The following is a 22050-nucleotide window of genomic DNA, read 5'->3' as shown; positions in this document are numbered from 1 at the left end:
CTGTACAGATTGACCCGTAGGACACCAAACCTATGAAAGAAACAAGAATTACGATCGAGCTTTTAGCTAAAAAGATTGAAAAGCGCAAGCATGAAAAGCTCAAAACCGTCCTGATCCTGGGTTCAAACACCGGTACTCTCTTCCACAGTAAACCTTTTTACGAAGATATCAAATTCCTCAGCCTGCCCAATCTGGAGTCACTTTCGACTAGCGGACGCTTTACCGCATCTTACGAGACACTCAAAGCTGCCAAAGCCCGGCAAGCGATCGGAGAAATCAACCAGATAGTCAGAGACGCCATTGAAGACGCCAATCAATTGACAGCCAATATCATCATTGCCGAGATGGTCAAAGAAAATATCTTCAATACCATCTTCTCCCTCAATATAGATGACATGCTCTATACCACATTTGAAGCACAAGATATGATCAATGAACAAGACTTCATTGATCTCCCCTTTGGAAAGTGGGCATCAGAAAATACCGTGCCCAAGATCCTCGAGTACACACAATTCGATGGTTGTAAACTTATCAGAATCTATAACAACGAGCGCTCATTTATCTATGGGCTCAACAATCCAGATTTTCAAGCCGAACTGAGCAATCACACACAGCAGCTGCTAGATAAATGGAAAATCGACGAACTGCTCATCGTCGGCTGGAATCCGGCCTGGGATGAAATACTGCCAAAGGCATTGCCTGACACCGTCAAAACGATCTGGTTTGTCCACGAAGACGAATACGTCAAAGACAAGTTTATAGCACAGTGCCCTCATGTCAAAAATCTTTTTTATACTCCCTGCACTTACGAGGACTTTTGTAAAGGTCTATTCGCCCAGACCACGCCACACATTTTCTACTACCACCCACTACGCCACAGCCCTGAATATTTCATGCCGCCACTTCCTCCCATACAGCCCACAACCAATGGCACGCATAAGCCGCCCACCCGTATCAAATCCAATCAAGGTAAGAGTATAGAACAAGCGAATGAGTATACAAACACTTCTCAACAACTCCCATCCATAGCACGCAAACGCTCACTGAAAGCCGACATTCTGTTGGTAACCGTCACCACTGTTGAGACACAGGCGATGCTGCAACTCTTTCCAGATTACAAAGAGATTAGCATCAGCAGAAAGATTTACTATGAACTGGGTGAGATTAATGACCTCCGTATAGCCCTGGTGCAGCCTCAACATCTGGGATCACATAGCATTGCAGGCTCACGTACAAGTATCGAAAGAGCCATCAAAGCGCTCTCCCCTATGTACGTGATTATGGTTGGAATTGCTTTTGGCATCAACTCTAGCAAAGGCAATATCGGAGACATTCTGGTTTCTCGACAAATACAGGACTACGATCCACAGCGCATCAGCCTTGGACCAGATAATAAACAAAAGCTGGAATATCGTGGTGACAAAGCCTCAGCCTCGCCACATCTACTTGATCTCTTTATCGCCGGACAGTACTCTCTCCGCAGCGCCTGGTCAGGCGAACCACCAAAAGTCGAATATGGCCTGATACTCTCTGGCTCAAAACTCGTCGATAACCTGGACTATCGCGAGGCTCTACGCACGATCGCTCCAGATGCCATCGGGGGCGAGATGGAAGGTATAGGATTATATCATGCCGCTTCCGATCACAACGTGCATTGGATTCTCGTCAAGGCGATCTGTGATTGGGCTGACGGCGCGAAAAGTATCGACATGGATCATCGACAGAGGCTGGCTGCCAGCAATGCCGCCATGTTTACACGCCATGTGCTACAACGCGGTGGCTTCGATCATCATCGTACCAGGAAGCTGTGAGCCACACCTGAGATAATCTTCACCGCGTATCAGTATCTACGTCTCTCATACCATGATTTGACTTATGCTTCCATTTAATTTATACTATTCCTAATCAATTCAGGCAAATACGATGATTCAAAGACCTTCATATGCTTATTTTTCCTGAATTATGACAGTTTTCACACATAAGCCAGGTCAGGCGTAGCACTTACATCGTAGTAACAACGTCTGGATATAATGAAGTATGCTTGCGGAAGGATATTTGCTACGGACGGCAGATATCTATGCAGAAATGCGTGGAAATGAGAGTACATCATGCATTCGTGCCAGGGACGGCATGGCGTTTGTATGCAGACATGCTGGGACAAAACAGATCATCCTTCAGAGATCCCAAATCACACTGCGGGCTTATCTTTGCGTACCCACCATATCGTCTTTACATGCCCACACCTGCCACATCGGCCAAAGTCTCCCCATGTTGCTCTGCCATATTATCCTCAGCATGCTTACTCAGTAGTATGGAGGAGATACGAACGTGAGAGAACAGGATAGAGTCCAAAAATATCTGGCACAATATCAGCTGGCGCGCCGCGATTTCCTTAAGTGGGCAGGTATGCTTGGACTGCTCACACTATCAAAAAGTAAAGTGGCACTGGCACAAGCGCGACAGTCCCTCTGGACCGCTCCTACGCCGATCTCGACAGCTCTATACAACGAGATATATCGACCACAGTTTCACTTCACGACAGCCGGGAACTGGATCAACGATCCAAACGGGCTCGTTTACTACCAGGGTGAGTATCATCTATTCAACCAATACAATCCGGACGCCAACGTCTGGGGACCAATGCACTGGGCACACTCGATTAGCACAGATCTTATCCATTGGACCAATCTCCCTATTGCGCTCTATCCCGATGCCAATGGCGATATCTGGTCAGGCAGCGCGGTGCTCGATGCGAATAATACCAGTGGCTTTTTCTCTGGTGGTTCTGGCCTGGTCGCCATCTACACGGATGCCAACACGGTTCCGCAGCAGCAGAGTATCGCCTATAGCAGCGATCGTGGTCGTACCTGGACAAAATACGCGGGCAATCCGGTCATTGCTAATCCTGGTCTGAACGATTTTCGCGACCCGAAGGTTCTCTGGTACGCTCCTACCGGTCGCTGGATCATGATCGTAGCCGGTGGTAATGTCCACATCTATTCTTCTCCAAATTTGAAAAATTGGACACTGGAGAGCCAGCTAAGCTACAACACCGAGTGCCCCGATCTATTTGCGTTGCCTATCGATGGTAATAGCAGCAACAAAAAATGGGTACTGAGCATGGGTGGAGTCCAATACTATCTCGGTAGCTTTGATGGACACAACTTCACCACCGAATCCGGTCCGTTTACTACGGACTACGGTGCAGATTTCTACGCCGCACAATCATGGAGTAATATTCCAGCCTCCAATGGTCGCTACCTCTGGCTCGGCTGGATGAGTAATCCTGGCTACGCTCAACAGACCCCAACCAGTCCCTGGCGCAGTAGCATGACAGAACCACGCAGCCTGACGCTCCAGACCTTCCCTGAAGGAGTCCGACTGGTGCAGAATCCTATCGCAGAATTGGCGCAACTGCATGGACAACATTTCTCCCTGACCGGTCAGACAATCTCTCCTGGCTCCAATCTGCTAGCCGGCATCAACGGAGACGCGCTTGATATCAGCGCGACATTTACTCTGGACACAGCGAGCGCCTTTGGCTTCAAAGTGCGCATTGGCGGCTCTCAGCAGACAACAATTGGCTACAATGTCAGTACAAGCCAGCTCTCAGTGGATCGCACACAGTCGGGAGCAAGCAGCTTTACCAGCTCGTTCGCGACCACACACACGGCTCCGCTCGCACCAATCAACGGGACCATCAGTCTGCGCCTCCTGGTTGATCGCTCATCGATTGAGGTCTTTGGCAACAACGGTAAAGTCGTCATCACCGATCAGATCTTCCCGGACGCCAACAGTATCGGTCTGGCACTGTACACGACTGGCGGCAACGTTACCTTGAATACGCTGGATCTCTATCAGATGAATCCCTCCTGGACCGCTCCTGGCACAGCGCTGAGCAATGGAGATTTCCATACACGAGATCTCACAGGCTGGAGCGTCATTAGTGGGAGCGCCTTTGGCAATGGCGACGTGAGCAATCTGACAAACGCATCCTCGCCCAGCGTAGGCGGCAACGGAGAACCATTTTACCAGAACGGCACCTATCATCTGTGGGGCTATCAAGCAAATGGTGATAGTCCAACCGGGATAATGATTTCGCAAATTGTGACTTTGGGCGGCAATGGGCTCGTCGATTTTCAAACCTCTGGCGGCAATGATCTCACTAACCTCTATGTAGCCCTGGTACGGGCCTCCGATGGCACCGAACTCTTCAAGGCCACCGGACAAAATACAGAGACGTATCGGCGCGTCGTCTGGGATGCCTCAATGTATATCGGAACGCCAGTCTACCTCAAACTGGTCGACAAGGCCACTGGAGGTTGGGGACATATCAATCTGTCCGATGTGCATCTGCCAGGAACCCTTCTCCTCACAGCAACAGGTGGGTTAGTCAATCCAGATTTCGAGATGGGCAATCTGACCGGCTGGGCCGTCCTGAGTGGCACAACCTTTAGCAATGCGTCCGTGAGCAGACTGACAAACGCATACACACCAGGTGTCGGCGGCAATAGTCAACCATTTCACCAAAACGGTACTTATCATGTCTGGGGATTTCAGGGCGGCGGCGATGCTCCTATAGGGGTGATGGTCTCGCAGGCAGTAAAATTGGGAGGCAATGGGCAGGTGAGTTTGTGGACCTCCGGCGGCGATGATCTCACTAACCTCTATGTGGCCCTGGTACGGGCCTCAGATGGTGCCGAACTCTTCAAGGCCACCGGACAAAACTCAGAAACATACCAGCAGGTCACCTGGAATGCATCAGCTTACATTGGAACATATGTGTACATCAAAATCGTCGATACAGCAACCGGGGGCTGGGGGCATATCAATATTGATAATGTATTAATTCCTACCTCATAATTACAAAATAGATAGATTAATGGCTTAAGGGCAAAGTATCCTCATAACTAGAAATGTTCCAATAAGCTACTATTGAATGGCAGAACATTGGAACAGTTCTAGTTATAAAAGACGTGCATCAAACAGATTAAAAATGCGGCAACGTGAACCAGGTGCACGCACACCAATAGCCTGAGAACATATAGACAAAGGCAATCAGATCTCCAAAACTTTAGCGGAGATCCTGGTAGATTTGCTTGATTTAAACTTCAATACAAACAATCACTAAATACATTGACTTCCCTTTATATTTACTATATATTATGTGATGATTCTATCGAAATATACTCATTTTTTACTACCATGAAGCAAAAAGGTGTATCAATGTATACTAAGCAACATCGTCTCATGTATATAGTTGCATTTGTGCTCGCTGGCTTTTTCTCTATTGGAGGTCCCCTCCTGTCTGGGTACCACAACACGGCACATGCAGCAACCACAGCTCCCACCATCACACTCAGCAGTAAGAAAGCTCATATAGGGCAGACACTAACGCTCACAGCCTCTGGACTAACAGCAAACACGCCATATCAATTATTCCTGGCCTATCAGGAAAACGGCCTATACCCTCTCGGCGATTATATCTGGCCAGATGCTAATGGAGATGTATCACAAACCATTACATTTCTCTCAAATTTCAATCCTATTTTGCAAGGTACATATCCAGTACTGCTTTATCCAGCATCCAGAAATGATACAACTCCTGTTACTGCTCAAACCAGCATTCAGGTCGTTCCAACTCTTACATCCCTTACCGGCAATGCTGGCCTCCCAATCACAATACAGGGAGAAGCATTTAGAGCATTTGAAACGGATCAGGTTTACTTTGGTGATGCAGTCACTGGAACTCCTGAGGGTACGGCAACCAGTGATGAACGAGGTTCTCTTTCCTTCTCATTCACTTTACCGGATCAATTGGATCAAGGATCATATCCAGTCACCCTGGTCCGTACAAACAGCACACCAGCAACTGTTGTAGCACATATAAAAATTTATCCATTGATGCTTTCAGCTCCAGGTGGCGCAAAAAACCAACAGGTAATCACGGTACGTGGCACTGGTTTTAAGCCCAATGAATATGTCAATCTTACCTGGGATGCCAATGGTGGTCAGCAACTCTATAATGATGCTGCTGATAGCACTGGTGCATTCAGATTTGTGTTCCCACTGCAATTAGCTCCTCTGGGTAGCCACACACTTACTGCCCAAGGGACAACAAGTGGTCTCTCAATTACTACAAGCATCAATATAGGCCCTGGAATTAGCCTATACAATCCCAATAGTAACCCTGGAGGCACCATCACGGTCAATGGAGGCGGATTTAACGCGAATGAGCAAGTTAACATCTATTTCCAAACCGTCAAAAACGGTATCACCGCAGTGACAACCGATAGCACAGGTAGTTTCAGCACAACTATTCAGGTTCCACTAAACTATTCACCAACAATAACCTATTATGTCTACGCAAAAAACGCGGCGGAAACTGCCCACACGCGGGCACAATTTACCTATGCAACACCAAAGGTAAGTACGAGCAGCAACTACGCATTTGATACCTCATCAGGCTCCGTTTCAATATCTGGTTTCGGCGCGAACGAGAGTGTACAAATCGTTGATCGCTATCAACAATCCAATCAAGTCAACATGCTAACGCTCACCACCGATGCGGAGGGCTCTGCACGCTCAGCCATTACCTGGCCCAGCACTCCCCATGAGACAACTGTTCCATTCGCAGTTATCGGACAAGCAACAGGTCTCGTTGCCACAGGCACACATTTTGGATGGCAAACGATTGTTCCCCAGCCTGATAGCGGATCGGATTTGGTTGGAAATGCGGGCGATACCGTAGCATTCGCAGGAAAAAACTTTGCCGCCAGTGAAACGATCAATATCACATTTAACGATACAGTCGTGGCAACCACAACAAGCGCGACAGACGGGTCATACACGACATCATTCACAGTTCCTGCACTCGAAAGTGTCAGTAATGGCGCTGGAAATATCTCAGTAAAAGCAGTGGGCGTCAATAGTGGCCTGGTGGCCGGTGCAGATTATTCTGACGTCGTTACCTTCTACTACCAACCGACCCTCACGATAACCCCAACCTCAGGACCATCAGGAACAACCATCACCGTCACAGGGACACATTTTCCTGCCGGTGTGTACATACCTGTTGGCTGGGACGGACCATTCCCATACAATCCTAACAACTTTGGATTACCACATGGAACATATGCAGCAGTAGATGCCGATCAGAATGGCAGCTTTACTCAGGTTATTCAAGCCGACGACCTCGTCAGCGGCCAAATCTATCATGTAACAGCATTAAACTATTCAAATGGGCCACAACTATTAACAACAGCAAACTTCATCGCACAATAATAGTGCGTTAGGAGTATAACTGATAACAAAACTGTCAGGAATTACTCCAAATAAAATTAATTACAGTAAGAAAAATGAAATAAGGGAGTAAAACGTGTAATCTTCGTTTCACTCCCTTCAAAATGACCTACATATCTACACACAGTATCCTATACAGTATCTACTGACTCAGGATTGTATCTCGTTTTAAGCCATGAAAAACACACTGTAATAATCAATCTTATTCATCCCATCTTCGATCAACAATTATACATACCATCTCTGGGACCATACATAGCAAACAAGAAGAACTCGCTAGCAGCGCCTCGTCGATACCTCATTCACGCTTCTCTTTAACGGTGCTTCAACACCATTTTCACATACGCGCGATCATCAAACGAAATATTCCCATCCTGTAATCCCTTGGTTGTTTTATACATGCGGAAGAGTAAAGGATCGGCTTGAAGTACATCTTGGAGAGCTTGCTCAGATGCTTCCAGAGAGTCTTTTAGGAAGGGATATCCATCAGAGGCCAGTACAACCGTATCAACATCGTCCGTCAGCGTAAGCACGTGTATACCTTCATCCGGTACGGTAAAACCATCAATCACAGGGAACCAATACGGGCCTAGCAGAGGATTGTTTTGAAAAGCCATTTGCCGCTCCAAGAGGGGTAAAATAAACTCTCTACCAGTATCGTGTTGGCGCAGTTCTTCGATAGACTTTCCTTGTGCTATCTCTTCTTCAAGAAACAGAGCACGAGCATTGGCTGTGACTGTATCAATTTCTTTTCTATATTGAATAAGCTCCCGATTGAGCAAACATTGGCAATCACCTACAAACCAAACTTCTTTGCGCTCAACACTGACTGCCACAAAACCAGCAATTGCTCTCTCGATAGGTGTACTCTGTACCATCTCAGTTGCATCATGTTGCTTATAAAATGCATGGATAGCAGATGTAAGAAGATCAACCGCTTGGCGAGCTGTCGCATCCGAAGGAAGAAGATCAAAAGCATCTTTGATCACCTCCGCAGCAACTCTTCCTCCTGCCTTTCCACCCCATCTTCTCTCTGTCTTAGAGGTAGCCCCATCAATCACTGCGACAAAATGAAGACCCATATAAAGAGCATCTTCACATGTTTCTGCACGACCTGTTTTCGATATTAATGCCTGCTCAACAATGGAATAGTCAGGAATATTTGACTCAGGAGGATGAATTTCATCGCTCGTATTTACCATGAGTAACTTCTCTCAACTTTCATCTTTGCTGGATATCCATCGATGATATGTGCACTTATAAGTACAACAAAGTTCTTTCTACGATTTCCTGTAAGCTTACGAAGCTGCTTATGAAGATCCTCAGTAAAAAACTTCGCCGCTGCAACTGTACCATATGTATGCGATCCTGCAAAAAGAATAGCAGTACTATTTCGAGAAGTAAAGGGATTTTGAGAGCGAACAATGAGGCCATAATCAATTATAATTTTACGGTTAGTTGCTTGCCCCTCATATTTAATAGCACCTTGATCTACCCAATGCCCACTTACTTGATTAACCCTCCAAACAATGACACTATCAAATGACATTGCAGGTTGCTCGTCTCGCAAAAGATCCAGGAATTTTTCCGTCACACGATTATTTTTGGGACCTCCCAAGAGAAGAAGATCATTTTCAATGTGCCCATGGAGATTCTCATCAGATAATAAAATATTCCGAACATCCAACTTCTTACTATATGCCTGATTCAATGACCGGGTTGCCAATGTCAGAGCGCGTACTTGTCCTATACCGGTCGCAGGCCGATGATACACACCTGTATTTGTCTTCGTTGATGCAGCCGAGCATACAATAAGCTGAGAAGGATCTTTCACTTGCCATAAACGCCTTTTAGGTATACGCACCTGAATAAAATAACCGAGAAGAGTAAAAATGACTCCAATGGGTAACCAGGCAAAATTGGTAACTAAACCAACCAGGATAGCATGTATATCATCCATAGATCCCCCTCAGAAGAACTACATATCCATAGTTTAGAAAAGGAGTTTTCCTGTATACTGAGTAAGTATACATTGATAAATGTCGATCAACCATGAAGATGACACATGTACTGCTGCAATAAACATACCAATTTTGAGAGATGCAATTGAGCGGGCGATTTGCAGAATCATATCCTGTGAGAAATCTATTGGAATGTAAGCCACTTTATACGTTGTACTCTATATCAAAAGCTTTGAACTGGGCAAATCGACCTTTGTGAAGTATATAAAAGAGTCTATTGCATACCATATGAGAAAACCCTATTTATGTTAAAAATTGAGGAGCGCTGAAGTGCCCTATATTTCGTCAAACTATCTACTCAGATCTCCCATTGTGTCTCGCCCCATCTCCAAGATGGCACATGAGCACCACCTTGGCCGCTGGTACTCCATCTATCGGAATCAATTCGATACCTCGAATTTTATTCTTATTGCTTTTACTTCTCTCCTTATGATATTTAGTATATTTTACCTTGCCTTTTATATATTTACGCAGCTCTATCAAGGAAGGTTAACAGATAGATGGATTGCCATAATAGAATATATTTTTCTTATAATAGGTATTTTGATGCTCTCGTTTATTGGCCTGGGCATCTATCGGATGCATGAAAGCATTGTCTATGGCTGGTTTGTGTACATCTATGAGAAAGGTTGTATTATCCAAAAACGCAAAGGGGCAGCACAACCTTTTTTATGGAACGAGATCGAAGCCATCTGGCTATCATTCACACATGGGAGTCGAAACAGTTCACCATTGAGCAAGAACTGCACAATCCAGCGTGAAGACGGCTACAAGGTCATGCTTACTCAACACGAAGGTGACCTAAACAAGGTCACGACGATAATCAATGAGCATCTCTGTGAACGTCTCTTGCCCCAATTGCTTGCTCAATATGATATGGGCCAGCGGGTCTTATTTGGCCCATGTGGTGTTCATCAGGAGGGTCTTTTTCATGATGACATGTGGCTTTACTGGTCACACTTCGCCCGTTTCGAGATCAAAGAAACGTTTCTTTTGATCTATAAGCAAGAACAAAAGCTCCCGTGGGCAAGCTTGCCCACGGAAACGATTCCCAACCTCCTCGTCCTTACAGCACTGATCGATCTGGTGCGTGACAACTCCTCAACCAAATTCGCTGATCGAAGATTCGATAGAAAGAAGAATGAGGAGAAAACATCGTGAAAGATAGCGCCTCCCTACATAATTTCAGCGAACACTGGGGTTTGGGTAGAGTCATGTTTATCGAGAAAAAATGTTTGCACTTTCTGGTTGCGTATCACCTGGAATGCTCTGTGGCTGCTTGCGTGGCACGATGAGGTTTTGTCGCCAGGCTCGATAACACAGGTAGAAGCCAAACGCGCTCACAAAAATAATACACACCAGACCCGCTTCAGGTCCGAAGCTACCACCAGACCATGCGGGGGAACCGCTGAGGGTGGATGAGAAGATGCCAGACAGATTATGTCCTGAGACCTGCGTGCCGAAAACCGGTCCTTCGAAGTAGTTCCAGCCCAGATATGCACCGATGGCCCACCATAGGTTACGCGTCAGGATATAAATGCCGGTAAAGAGAACACCTCCTGCGATTGCAATCGCTAGCGCTCCTATCAGCGAGCTATTGGGATTGAGTATATGGATCATGCCAAACAAGAAGGCATTGATGCCCAGGGCGATCCAGGAGCCAAAGGAGCGCTCCAATTTGCGGAAGAGGAGAGCACGAAAAACCACTTCCTCCTGGATTGCACCACCGATCAGGGTTAGCAGCAAGACGAAGGTGGAAAAGAAGCCGAAGAGCAGTACAGCCAAAAGCACATAGTGGATGATGCCAATCCGCGGGCTGCGTGCAAAGAGCAGCGTAAGCAGGGATAGCGCAACGACAATAGAGACAAATTCGGCGAGAGAGAATGCCGTTATGCCCGTAATGTGATAGGAACCAGTAGCCGCCAGTATAAGAATGACAACGGTGATCAAAGAGCCACCGAGCGTAAAACCGAACAATGTATGGCGCAGCCACTGGCGGCGACCCCATCCCACATCAGCGAGAGAACGATGCTCTAGCTTATGCATCTCCAGCGCGAATACCACAACGATAGCGGCCGCCAGTAGAATATTGAGGACAAGGTCTCCAATGGCGCTCTGCTGAAAATCATCGGGCAGAAGGCCGAGCAGTTTTGTTACCAGAAACACTGGAATCGCAATCAGAATAAATTCAAGCACCATCTGCCCAAGGTTGGAAGAAAGTGTACGACGCAAAAGAGACATAGAAATACCTTTCTCTATCTATAAGTAGATACATACAATGGTTCGTTGCCGGGTTTGCTGGCAGAGGGAGAGCGCCTTTATAGACCCCCACCCTCAAATATGCTTGATGGGCTCGTTCGTATGCAATATGATCCATCTCAGGAGAGCCTCTATGGAGAACTCCCCACGATTTGGAATACAGCCAGCAATTGAAGGGTATGACGATGTAAGATCAACGTGAGATGCTCTCCAGTTACAAGATCGCGAAGGCAGGCACTGATCGCTAATTGCCCCTGATATTCAATCAATTCCTCAGGCTCGACGATAAAGCGTTCGTGCTGAATAACGAATTGAGAAACTGAAGGATAGGTCAGGCAAAGTGAGAAGATACTGGATGTTAGAGGTCCACAACCTGGACAGATGAAAACGATATTGAATCGCGTATGGAAAGGCTTGGGCAGAATTTCCGGCTCGACACCACGAAATGTGGCGGGTTGTCCACAGATATGACAGCGCTGCCAACCTGTGGTAAAATCCTCTAAATAGAGGAATGGCGATATCTGTAGCGCACGCTTGACCGCTGGACGAAAGGATCGCATATGCGCGAATGGCACTTTCGTAGTGGTATTGATGAGGTCGTCGTTACACACCGAAGAGCAGTGTGGACAACGCAAACGTAGGCTAACCTCGCCGCTGACGTGTGGCTCAAAGCATCCCTGTAAGCGCCGCTGCCCGCAGTAGAAGCACCAGATACTTGTATTACGCCATCCCTGTTCTGCCATCTCACCGGTAAAGAGCAGGCCAAAGGACTCGGCGTCGGCGCGTAACTCTTGTTGGAGTATCTGACGTAACTGGCGACGGGCACGATGAAGTTTTACCTCCAGAGCATTGATAGTCATGCCGAGTTGCAAAGCAATCTCGCGTTGTGGCAGATCCGCCAGATAATACATCTCCACTGCCTTGCGTCCCGTAGCCGGAAGATAGCCCATCGCGCGATCCAGCAGCACAGCCAGATCATGACGACCAAGCTCTTCAGACAAATCGATGGATTGCGGATCAACGATATTGAGGAGAGGAGATTCGTTGAGCTGTTTCTGTTCGGCTTGCAATGAGTCGTGCTCAGGTTGCAGCGAGGAAAAGGATTGCTGGTGAGAATCAGCTGTCCTCTGTGCACGTGCCCAACGCATACTCATATTGCGGCAAATACCGTCAAGCCAGAACGCAAAGTGATCCGGCGAGCGTAAGTGCGCCAGATTTTGCCAGGCGGCAACAAGTGTTTCCTGTACAACATCTCCCACCACGTCAGGCGGCACACCATACCGCCTGGCAAGTTGTATCAGGCGTGGTTCGGCCGTCTGTAAAAGTTGTTCGAGATTCTCCTCCAGAGCCTTGTATGGATCTTCGCTTGTTTCATCCTTGTTCACAACATACTTATCCATAAATATCATTATAGCTGCTATACGCTCAGGTAGCCTTTCTTACTTACTCATATTTTGACCCCTCTATTAAAAAGTCGCCTTTGCAGATAAAAAGCTTACACAAAAAAAGGTTCTTCCTCACTTTGCATGCTGGCACACAACCTTCAGTCCTAGCTGTTACGCTTATCACATTTCTTTCAGGCTCCGCTGATGTATAATGAACTTATAAGTAGGATTTTTCAGGATTAATCGTTGTTTAGAAGAGGAAATAAGGAATGCTAACACCTTTGCAACTATGGTCTGATGACAATTATCATGAAGATGATGATAGCCCAATCATTTCAGATACACTCACAGAGAAGAGCCAAATTGTTCTGCATCTCGGTGATACCTATAAATTTTTACAAACATTACCAGATGGATTTGCACAACTAATTATTACATCTCCACCCTATAATGTAGGCAAGGCATATGAAAAACGTGATGAAATATATTCCTATCTCAAAGTCCAAGAAAAGGTGATAGCAGAGATTATAAGATTAGTTAATGATAATGGGAGTATTTGCTGGCAAGTAGGAAATTATGTAGAAGACGGAGAAGTTTTTCCATTAGACACTTTTTACTATAATATTTTCAAAAGCTATGGATTAAAACTGAGAAATAGGATCATATGGCGTTATAATCATGGCTTGCATACATCTAGAAGATTTTCGGGGCGATACGAAACTATACTTTGGTTTACAAAAAGTGAAAATTATACATTCAATCTTGACTCAGTTAGAATTCCATCTAAATATCCAGGAAAGAGACATCATAAAGGTCCAAATAAAGGAAAGCCATCAGGGAATCCACTTGGAAAAAACCCTTCTGACATATGGGATTTTTTATCTCAACAATGGGAAGAAGAAGTATGGGAAATCCCCCAAGTTAAAGCGGCACATCCAGAAAAAACAGAGCACCCTGCGCAGTATCCTATTGAACTGGTCGAGCGTTGTGTGCTGGCCCTTACAGATAAAGATGACTGGGTTCTTGATCCATATGCAGGGGTTGGTTCCTCCCTCATCGCTGCCCTTAAACAAGAAAGAAAAGCTATTGGATGTGATAAAGAAAAAACATATATAGATATTGCTAAAAATCGGATCATCGACTTCTATAAAGGTAAACTACCAATACGACCAATGGAAAGAGAGCTCTATAAACCACAAGGGAAAGTGTCTAAAGTACCAAATGAATGGAAAAATGGAGCGATTGATCACGTCTATGGAAATGATGAAGTGGCTGAAAAGAAAAAAAATAGTACGTTCTTTTAAAGTTTTTTTAGCGTGGGAAGAATATTTCTCCTCCACGCTTATTATGTCAACAATTTATTCTGAGATAGAACGGCTATCTCAAATTCTTTTTATTCAGCAGATCAGGCCAATGCACGACCATCAGTGCTTTTAGTGATTCTAGGAACATCTAAACTTTCAGCATCGTGCTCAATAGCAATTATTTCCAGTATCCCTTCTTTAACAAGTTGAGCCTGAGCCTGCCAGTAAGGGAAGTAGGCTGATAATTCTGGAAAATTACCTATTCGATCAGTGAGATATCTAGCCATTTTTTTAGTCGGTACTAGCAATATTCCTCCAATTAAAACCTCTCGTATTAAGCCCATTGCCATTTTGTTAACAGACCTGTGGCTCGAAGAAATGTTACCTGTCTCCCACTCTACACAAAAAAGACCCTTTTCAGTAAAAAAGGCTGCGTCCATTGGTCCTGTACCAAGTACTGGGATGGGCTGTTCTAATGACCACTCACGCGATTGGAGATGAAGAATAAATGCATCTTTAATTGGCTTCACTCCATTACCTTCACCTCTCCCTTTTCCAGATTGTGGATAGATCGTAAATGAACCAGAATTTGGTGGCCATTCGATAGTAGCTATTGCTTGTATCACATCATCTTCAATCCTTTTCCAAGTTTGTGTCGAAGAGAAACCACCCACATCAATTAAGCGTTCTCTTTCCATGATCTTCATAAAATTGTTAGTTCCTTCCTATGGAATCCCCAGGTCATTTCAACCTTTAAAATCAAATAAATAGTTTTTGCCAAAGAGCTTAAGCTCAAGAAAACAAGAAATGAATGGCCAGCACGCTTCTGCTCGCACGTTTGTTCTATGGGGTGAGTTTAGCTAGAGGATGACCGAAGATCTATGGACTATAGTCCACAAAAAATTACTCCTTTAGTCCCGTAAAATTTTATATTTAAATATGCAAATATATTACCATCAATGCGAATATGCACTCTTTTCAATAATATTGGAAATTACTGTTAATGAATTCAACTAGTACATACTAATTTCCATTTTGTACGACATAGTCCAAGAAGTTAGAGCATTAGTTCTCGGAACACACCATCGGTTATGAGATAAACCGACATTCAATTGAGGAAGACCGACATTCACATATGAGGAGGTCGAGAAACAAAAAAGAGCTCACTGAGTTCAAAATTTAAAAGCGCGCCCAGAGGGATTCGAACCCCCGACACTCGGTTCCGAAGACCGATGCTCTAGGACACCCTTTGAATCCGCTCCACAGGCCGATAGAATAAATATGCCCCAACAGAGGTACGGTTCTCTAAAGGGGACCAAATATGAGCAGCAAGACAATTTCACAGGCGATTGAAGACTATATTGAAGAGTGCAAAACATTACAGCCAAAGACTTTGGTATGGTATGAACAAAAGCTAGCCGTCTTCTCCGCGTGGTGCCAGGAGAAGGGCATCGAGCTTGAGGATCTGAATAATCGCGCCATCACACAGTTTCAAGATCATCTCTCACACACGCGCTCACCTCGCAAAAATGCAATGCTATCCAGTTACACCATACACGGCTATGTCCAGGTCATCAAGGGATTCGCAACGTGGTGTACGCAAGATGAAGAGTACGAAATACATGTCAGCGAGAAAGCCATTAAGCGCATTAAATCGCCCAAAGTAGACGAAGTTATCATCGAAACATTTACCCAACACCACATTGATAACCTCTATCGCGCTTGTCAGAAAGAATGTGATCACCATCTTCAGGAACGTGACAGGCTAGTCTTAGATGTCCTATTCAACACGGGCATTCGAGCGAATGAACTATGCAAACTCACCATCAATAATACCTACCTGGACGCGAAAGATGCTCATATCAAAGTCTACGGAAAGGGGAGAAAGTGGCGAGAGGTAGGGCTTGATAATGAAACCCGACGCGCTCTACGCCGCTACATCGACAGATATCGGCAGGATGCAGAAAAGGATGAAACGGTATTTGTAGGACGCTATCGTAAATGCTTAACACCGAAAGGGATTGATCTTCTATTTGACCGATTGGAACGATGGAGCAAGATCGAAGGTGTACGCTGTTCCGCCCATACGTGTAGACATACCTTTGCAGTCAACTACCTGCGTAATGGAGGTGACATCTATCGATTGAGTATCCTTATGGGGCATAGCTCAGTCAAGGTCACAGAAGTCTATCTGAAGACGTTCCAGGCCGAAGAAGCCAGAAGGACACCCAATCCAACAAGGCAACGAGTACGTATCAAGTAACGAAGCGATAGAATTGATAGGGGTATGGAGAAAAGCACAATACGCACCCTTCATACCTCTTTCTTCTGGCTCTATATCTCTGCACCCTCATTCAAGTTTACTCTTTCCTCTGTCCAATCCTCCACAGTTACTTTTTGAGCCAAATCATTCACTAATCGTACTGTCTCAACACTTACCTGCACAACCTTACTAACCAAGCGCACAATATACTCTTCATCATCTAGTCGGTTGGGGTCATTCTCTATACCGCTGCGCTTATCCTTAGTCACTTGATACTGATCAATAACCCACTCAAGTGCAGAACGATTACCCAATTGATACTCAAAACATTCTTGTGGTAATGGGCCAAGTCTCAAGCTTTCGTTAACAACAACTACGCGCTTATCTGTTGATAAACGCATCTTCTCTACACGCCAACTAAAGGGAATATCATTACTTTCGAACCACTCTAGAGGATACTCTTTTGATGACTCATAGTTTAGATGAATATCCATAAGGCGCTTACCTATATTAATGCAGGTAGTAAAAACTTCCAAACTATGGACAAGAGGAATATGTGGTAAATCGTGCTTAAGATTTTCAATATAACGCTCTCGATATTGAGAGTGATGTAAAAGCCCATAGGTATAATAAAAGATATCCCATTTTGTGACTTGATCACCATATTTAACTTGAAATTGTTTCAATGCCCAATCAGTTATATTTTCACGATAATTACTATCATGGTCTGAGTAAAGATAAAAAGGAAAACATTGAGTACTAGCACCAGCACCAACTAAATGATAATCAACAATAGTATTAGCAATTAAAACCATAAACGGTTTTTCGGAACCTAGATCACTGAGACAGATAACCTTATTTTCGCTCTCACTAGCTAGTGTCGGAAACATTAAGTGCTGTTTATATCTCTCCTCGTTCCAAAAATCATCAAAATATAAAGTCTTCTTTGTAAAAGGCCGATAGAGGCATTGTCGCAAATGTGTTGAATCAAATTGGCTATACTGAGCTTTATTTAAGGATGCCTTAACTTGGCGTGTCCATTTAATTCGAGGATCGTCGTTATCTATCAAAGATGTAGTATCAAGCTGGTTACCTAGTCTCTTTACCTGATCCACAGCACTATTATAAATGTTGATGAACTTAATTACCTGCTGTTGCAACTGTTCTAAATTAAATGAATAAGCATGAACATCTCTACTAGTAACCACCCCCAATGAATACATTTTAAATAAAGCTTCAAAACTAGACCCTTTAGATCTTTTCACATCTTTATTTCCTATTGGCAAAAACCCAAGAAAGTCGCTTTGCATATTATCCGTAATCCAATTTTGTTTAGCATCTGGCTTTAACTCTCTCCAATCGATTTCAAAAATATTTTGCATTTGCTCTAAATATAGAAGTTTCTCTTCTTTACGCCAAAATTCTGGAACACGATAGTAATATAAAGCCTTACGTACGCTTTTTGATGATTTTATTGCTATGGTAATACCCACACCAACTTGTATACCAAAAACATTATGTGTTGTTCCCGATAATTTAGGGTTTTTCCGAACATTGCCATGTAAATCAAGATGATAAATTTGATCAAAATCTTTTAATAAATGTTTGCGCATACCATCAAAAGCGATTTGGTCGACAAAAGAATTATTTGAAACATAGCAGACAATACCATCATTTCCCTGTAATCGATCAACAGCCCATCTAAAAAAGCGAACATATGCATCGTAAAGTTTGTTGTTAAGAGTTGCATCGGAATCTTTTGCATATGTCAGATTGATACGTTTATCGATGATAGCATATGAACGATTCTTATTATTGTCGCTTTCATTTTTCTGACCCATATTATAAGGGGGATTTCCTATTACAATCATAATCTGAGCACTTTTTTCTTTCTGTACACGCTCAGTATTTTCTTCTACAAATAGAGGTAATTGTTGCCCATCAGCCAATTCTAATGTATCAGCAAAACAAATTCCCTCAAACGGTTCATATTCTCCTACTCTTTCGAAATACTCATGCTCAATATTCAGTGATGCAATATAATATGGAAGTAATGCAACTTCGTTACAAAAAAGATCATGGCGATACTTATACTTCAATTGATGGCGGGGAATACGGTGTAGGAGATTAACAATAAAACTACCTGTACCAGTAGCAGGATCAAGAATTTGTATTCCAGATTCAGCGATTGAAGTGCTAAACTCTCTTTGTAAGGTTACCTCAACACTTGCACACATAAAATCAACAATCTCTTGTGGAGTATAGACAGTTCCTAGTATATCAGCCTGCTTCACAGAAAAACCTTGAAAGAAGCGCTCATAGACTGTATTCAGAAAGCGTTGTCTTTCAGCCCAACTCCCAATATCTTTAGCTGCACGCTCAATGGCAACATAAAAACGATCTAAAGGCATTAAAAAATTATTGCTAATAAATTCTCTACTAGTAAGTGCCTGGATGACTTTCTCTACCTCAACCGCTATAACATTGCGATTAACAAAGTTAGTGTTATCAAAAATAGTACGAAAGAGACGTTCAGTAAGTAGGTGTTGAACAAGCATCTCTTTCAGATTATTATCACTAATTTTAGGATCAAGCGATGCTTGACAAAGAGTCCTAAAATTTCCAAAGGCGGCAATAAATTTACTATTTCTCTTCTCTTCTGTTTCAACTAACTCAAGGATTTTCGTAGCTTGCTCTGGAATACTTTCCTTGAAATCGTTAATAGTTGTCTCAAAGTTTGCAACATCCGGCTCTGTATAATTTACAAACCGTTGCAGCAGATCACTTACATCATTGGGCCGAGTTAAATCATATTCATAGGGCAAACGTTTCTTACTCTGATAAAGTACTGCTTTACGTGTATTTTCGAAGAGTGTATTAGTAAGGGGATAATTATCTGCAATCTTTTTCGCTATTTCTTTTTCCAAGTCACTCTTTGGTCCCTTGGCTTCCCAGTAGCCCCGAGCAAAATAATCATCGCGTGCAACACCATCGGGCCGTATCCCACCTTCTAATGTTTGTTCTGGAATAAGTATCCACTTCACAAGGCGGCAAGCATCCGCTAATAAGTTCTGAAAAGCTGATCTTAAAGCTAGTTCGTAGTCTGCTTTGCCTTCATACTCTTTGAGTTCTCTGTAGTAGCGCTCAATAGCCTTCTTAAGCGTTTTATTGAATGATGTAGGTGTATGTGGTTTTTCTGGCAATCCAGGTGCAAATTTATCCTCTTCCATCTTCTCTCCACTCCTCCGCTTTTGTTTACCGTTCTGCTGAGTTGGTGATGTTTTCTTGGGGCTATCCAGTTCTTTAATTACCTTCACAATCCCCCTTACTACATCCGTAAAAGCAGCATCCCGATCTGACCACAATGTAACAGCTTTTGCATTCTTCGGCAATGCCTGAAATTGTCCAAAGGGAGCAACCTCCCAATAGCAGGAACGCAAAATAATAGGAATAACAACTGCTTCGCCTGCTTCGTGCCTTTTCAATGCTTCTTGTACTTCTACATCATAGCAATAATCCGATGAAAGAAACGAGCGACTGACAAGAAGTAAAATAATGCGGGCAGAACGCAAGTGACTTTGTATTTCTTCAGACCATCGCGCACCAGCAGTAATATCACGATCATACCAACCGCTAATCAGGTTTTGCCGTTTGAGCAGAATCAAATGATCGTCGAGTTGATTACGCAGGTCTTCATCTTCATGGGCGTATGAATAGAAGAGTTCGATGGGCGGATTAGTCATCTATAGCACTCCTTGCAGGTTAAAATCTACTCACCAAGAAGAGCACAAAGGAGTAAGGCTTATTCCTCGGACAGGGGGGATGGAGCATCCTCAACTAAATCTTTTACAGATACTCCTAAAGCTTCAGCTAGTCTTCCCAATGTAATAGTAGTAATTTCAGCAAAAGGATCATGCACAACTCGGTAGACAGTTCGATTATCTAAATCTGCTTTTCTTGCAAGCTTGGCGATACTAATCCTCTTTGCCTCCGCAACTTCTTTTACCCTGAGACGTAACATAGCACTGCTCCTATATATGCATTCGAGGCTAGTGTATCAGAGCGAAATGGTTAGCAGAATATGACCTAAACAATAAGCCTTTAGTGATATGCATTGCAATGTATACAGTGTAATGTTATCATTGTGGGGTTGAGTGTTATTTCATCTATCGACAAGAAAGGATTTTCTCTTGAGTGAAATTGCAAGGTTACGTCAACAGATAGAGCAGGAATGTGAGGCTATGAGACAAGCAATGGAGGGTTTTCGCGTTACATCTTCACATGACATTATCAATCATCGATACAACAGCATAGGGAGCTTACAGGAGCAACTAGCGTCATTTGTAGGTGAGAAAGAAGCAGCACTGATAGCAGTCGAGGCATATATTCAGGCCATAGGATAATGAACATGTGTGAAAGAAAGAAGAAACCAACACTGGAACAGGTAAGAACACTTCACCACTTTGATCTCCCAACAATTGCGATGGAGGCAGGGATAAGTACACAGACGATCTATCAAGCACTCCTCATGCATCCCATCTATTGCGTAGAGGCTGAGAAGATTGTGAAGGCGTTAGCTCATCATATTGGAATAGAAATCACGTTGGAGCAAGTGGATATTGTTGTATGGGAAGAGTATCAAATGCTGTGGATTGTACGCGCAAGTACGAATGGGGAGCCATCAACCCCTGATGAGTTCACCTTTGTCTATGCCAAAAACCAGGAACACGCCGCCGAGTTAACAAAGGAATGGCTTGCACAACGTCCTCAATATCCCCATTGCAACATCACAGCCCATCCAGAGGGTCTCACTGTTGGCAGAACTTTTATCCCTGGCTATATACAAGCAGAAGAAAGTATTAATAACGAATAAAAAAAGGATGGATCTACGTATCATGGAACGAAAGCCCACATTATTAGAATTACGAAGAAAGCATAATATTACATCTAGCCAGCTCGCAAAGACAGCAAATATCCCTCTCTACCAATCATATATCGTTGAAGTTGGTGGATTCACGCAAAAAATTATTGCAGAAAAAGTTATGACTGCCTTCTCAACTCTCGCCAAGAAACGATACACGTTATCAGACATATACGTCCACGCAGCTTAAATTTGTCAATATAGAATGCCGAAGTTGCCCAAGTACCTTAAATTGTTGGATATGGGTTTCTTTGGCACTCTATGTTCTGTATATATGCTATCCCCCCAAACAAAAAGATCAGCATAGATTACAAAAAGGGATTGAAATTAACCAACCTTTATTCTTCTTCATTTGGAGGTTCATTTTTGCGCCCATTGATCTTCTTTATCTTAGCGACAGTATCAACAATCGTCGTAATACTAGAGCCAGAAACTGATAGAGTTAGAATCTCCAAAACAAGCCGAGAATCATGCGATGCCATAGCATAACCTAATGCTAGAACCATTAATGACTCTTTAAATTTTTTTGGCAGAATACGTCTAAAAAACGCATAGATCCAATGACGTCTTTCCACGGCAACTATATCCTCCGTCC

Annotated in this window: 16 protein-coding genes; 8 read left to right on the top strand and 8 right to left on the bottom strand. The window is 43.8% G+C overall.

Annotation, left to right across the window (positions count from 1 at the left end):
- Positions 1–32 precede the first annotated feature (32 nt).
- The 3 genes from AC27N8_RS28100 to AC27N8_RS28090 all read left to right on the top strand — a co-directional run bounded on the left by AC27N8_RS28100 (position 33) and on the right by AC27N8_RS28090 (position 7284).
- Complete coding sequence (locus AC27N8_RS28100) at positions 33–1811, top strand: 5'-methylthioadenosine/S-adenosylhomocysteine nucleosidase family protein (RefSeq protein WP_487071668.1); 1779 nt, start codon at positions 33–35, stop codon at positions 1809–1811.
- Between the two features lie 517 nt (positions 1812–2328).
- A complete protein-coding gene (locus AC27N8_RS28095; protein WP_487071666.1) occupies positions 2329–4863 on the top strand; it encodes a glycoside hydrolase family 32 protein in 2535 nt (844 codons plus the stop codon).
- A 363-nt stretch (positions 4864–5226) separates the two neighbouring features.
- Positions 5227–7284: a hypothetical protein gene (locus AC27N8_RS28090; RefSeq protein ID WP_487071664.1), complete on the top strand. Its 2058-nt coding sequence runs from the start codon at positions 5227–5229 to the stop codon at positions 7282–7284.
- Positions 7285–7616: 332 nt separating this feature from the next.
- On the opposite strand, the gene AC27N8_RS28085 is transcribed toward AC27N8_RS28090, so the two are convergent.
- A complete protein-coding gene (locus tag AC27N8_RS28085) occupies positions 7617–8504 on the bottom strand; it encodes a hypothetical protein (RefSeq protein ID WP_487071662.1) in 888 nt (295 codons plus the stop codon).
- Positions 8498–9262: a hypothetical protein gene (locus tag AC27N8_RS28080; protein ID WP_487071660.1), complete on the bottom strand. Its 765-nt coding sequence runs from the start codon at positions 9260–9262 to the stop codon at positions 8498–8500. Before AC27N8_RS28080 ends, AC27N8_RS28085 begins: the two co-directional genes overlap by 7 nt.
- A 394-nt stretch (positions 9263–9656) precedes the next feature.
- Between AC27N8_RS28080 and AC27N8_RS28075 the strand changes: the two genes are divergently transcribed.
- Positions 9657–10484: a DUF6585 family protein gene (locus tag AC27N8_RS28075; RefSeq protein ID WP_487074764.1), complete on the top strand. Its 828-nt coding sequence runs from the start codon at positions 9657–9659 to the stop codon at positions 10482–10484.
- Positions 10485–10541: 57 nt separating this feature from the next.
- Here AC27N8_RS28075 and AC27N8_RS28070 read toward each other — a convergent pair whose 3' ends face one another.
- Positions 10542–11564, bottom strand: a complete 1023-nt coding sequence (locus AC27N8_RS28070; RefSeq protein WP_487071658.1) for a CPBP family intramembrane glutamic endopeptidase — start codon at positions 11562–11564, stop codon at positions 10542–10544.
- A 149-nt stretch (positions 11565–11713) separates the two neighbouring features.
- Positions 11714–12967, bottom strand: coding sequence for an RNA polymerase sigma factor (locus AC27N8_RS28065; RefSeq protein WP_487071656.1), 1254 nt, complete (start codon positions 12965–12967; stop codon positions 11714–11716).
- Between the two features lie 269 nt (positions 12968–13236).
- Here AC27N8_RS28065 and AC27N8_RS28060 point away from each other — a divergent pair, with 269 nt between their 5' ends.
- On the top strand, positions 13237–14271 hold the full coding sequence (locus AC27N8_RS28060) for a DNA-methyltransferase (RefSeq protein WP_487071654.1): 1035 nt from the start codon (positions 13237–13239) through the stop codon (positions 14269–14271).
- A 101-nt stretch (positions 14272–14372) separates the two neighbouring features.
- Here the strand turns inward: AC27N8_RS28060 and AC27N8_RS28055 are convergent, their stop codons facing one another.
- A complete protein-coding gene (locus AC27N8_RS28055) occupies positions 14373–14978 on the bottom strand; it encodes a hypothetical protein (RefSeq protein WP_487071652.1) in 606 nt (201 codons plus the stop codon).
- 614 nt (positions 14979–15592) lie between these two features.
- Here AC27N8_RS28055 and AC27N8_RS28050 point away from each other — a divergent pair.
- Positions 15593–16534 carry a tyrosine-type recombinase/integrase gene (locus AC27N8_RS28050; protein ID WP_487071650.1) on the top strand — a complete coding sequence of 314 codons (942 nt, stop codon included), beginning with the start codon at positions 15593–15595 and terminating at the stop codon, positions 16532–16534.
- A gap of 71 nt (positions 16535–16605) precedes the next feature.
- On the opposite strand, the gene AC27N8_RS28045 is transcribed toward AC27N8_RS28050, so the two are convergent.
- Both AC27N8_RS28045 and AC27N8_RS28040 read right to left on the bottom strand, forming a co-directional pair.
- Positions 16606–20277: a type ISP restriction/modification enzyme gene (locus AC27N8_RS28045; protein WP_487071648.1), complete on the bottom strand. Its 3672-nt coding sequence runs from the start codon at positions 20275–20277 to the stop codon at positions 16606–16608.
- 59 nt (positions 20278–20336) lie between these two features.
- Positions 20337–20555 (bottom strand): helix-turn-helix domain-containing protein, encoded by a 219-nt coding sequence (locus tag AC27N8_RS28040; protein ID WP_487071646.1) that lies wholly within the window; start codon positions 20553–20555, stop codon positions 20337–20339.
- A 169-nt stretch (positions 20556–20724) separates the two neighbouring features.
- Between AC27N8_RS28040 and AC27N8_RS28035 the strand changes: the two genes are divergently transcribed.
- Both AC27N8_RS28035 and AC27N8_RS28030 read left to right on the top strand, forming a co-directional pair.
- The gene (locus AC27N8_RS28035) at positions 20725–20937 is read left to right on the top strand and encodes a hypothetical protein (RefSeq protein WP_487071644.1); all 213 of its coding nucleotides are present in this window, start codon (positions 20725–20727) and stop codon (positions 20935–20937) included.
- 5 nt (positions 20938–20942) lie between these two features.
- Positions 20943–21407: a hypothetical protein gene (locus AC27N8_RS28030; protein WP_487071642.1), complete on the top strand. Its 465-nt coding sequence runs from the start codon at positions 20943–20945 to the stop codon at positions 21405–21407.
- A gap of 386 nt (positions 21408–21793) precedes the next feature.
- On the opposite strand, the gene AC27N8_RS28025 is transcribed toward AC27N8_RS28030, so the two are convergent.
- Entirely contained in the window at positions 21794–22030 is a 237-nt protein-coding gene (locus AC27N8_RS28025; RefSeq protein ID WP_487071640.1) for a hypothetical protein, read from the bottom strand.
- Between the last annotated feature and the right edge of the window lie 20 nt (positions 22031–22050).

This window comes from Dictyobacter sp. Z7_2, assembly GCF_057551105.1.
Note: the sequence above shows the minus strand (reverse complement) of the source record. Positions and strands in the feature narration are given on the sequence as shown.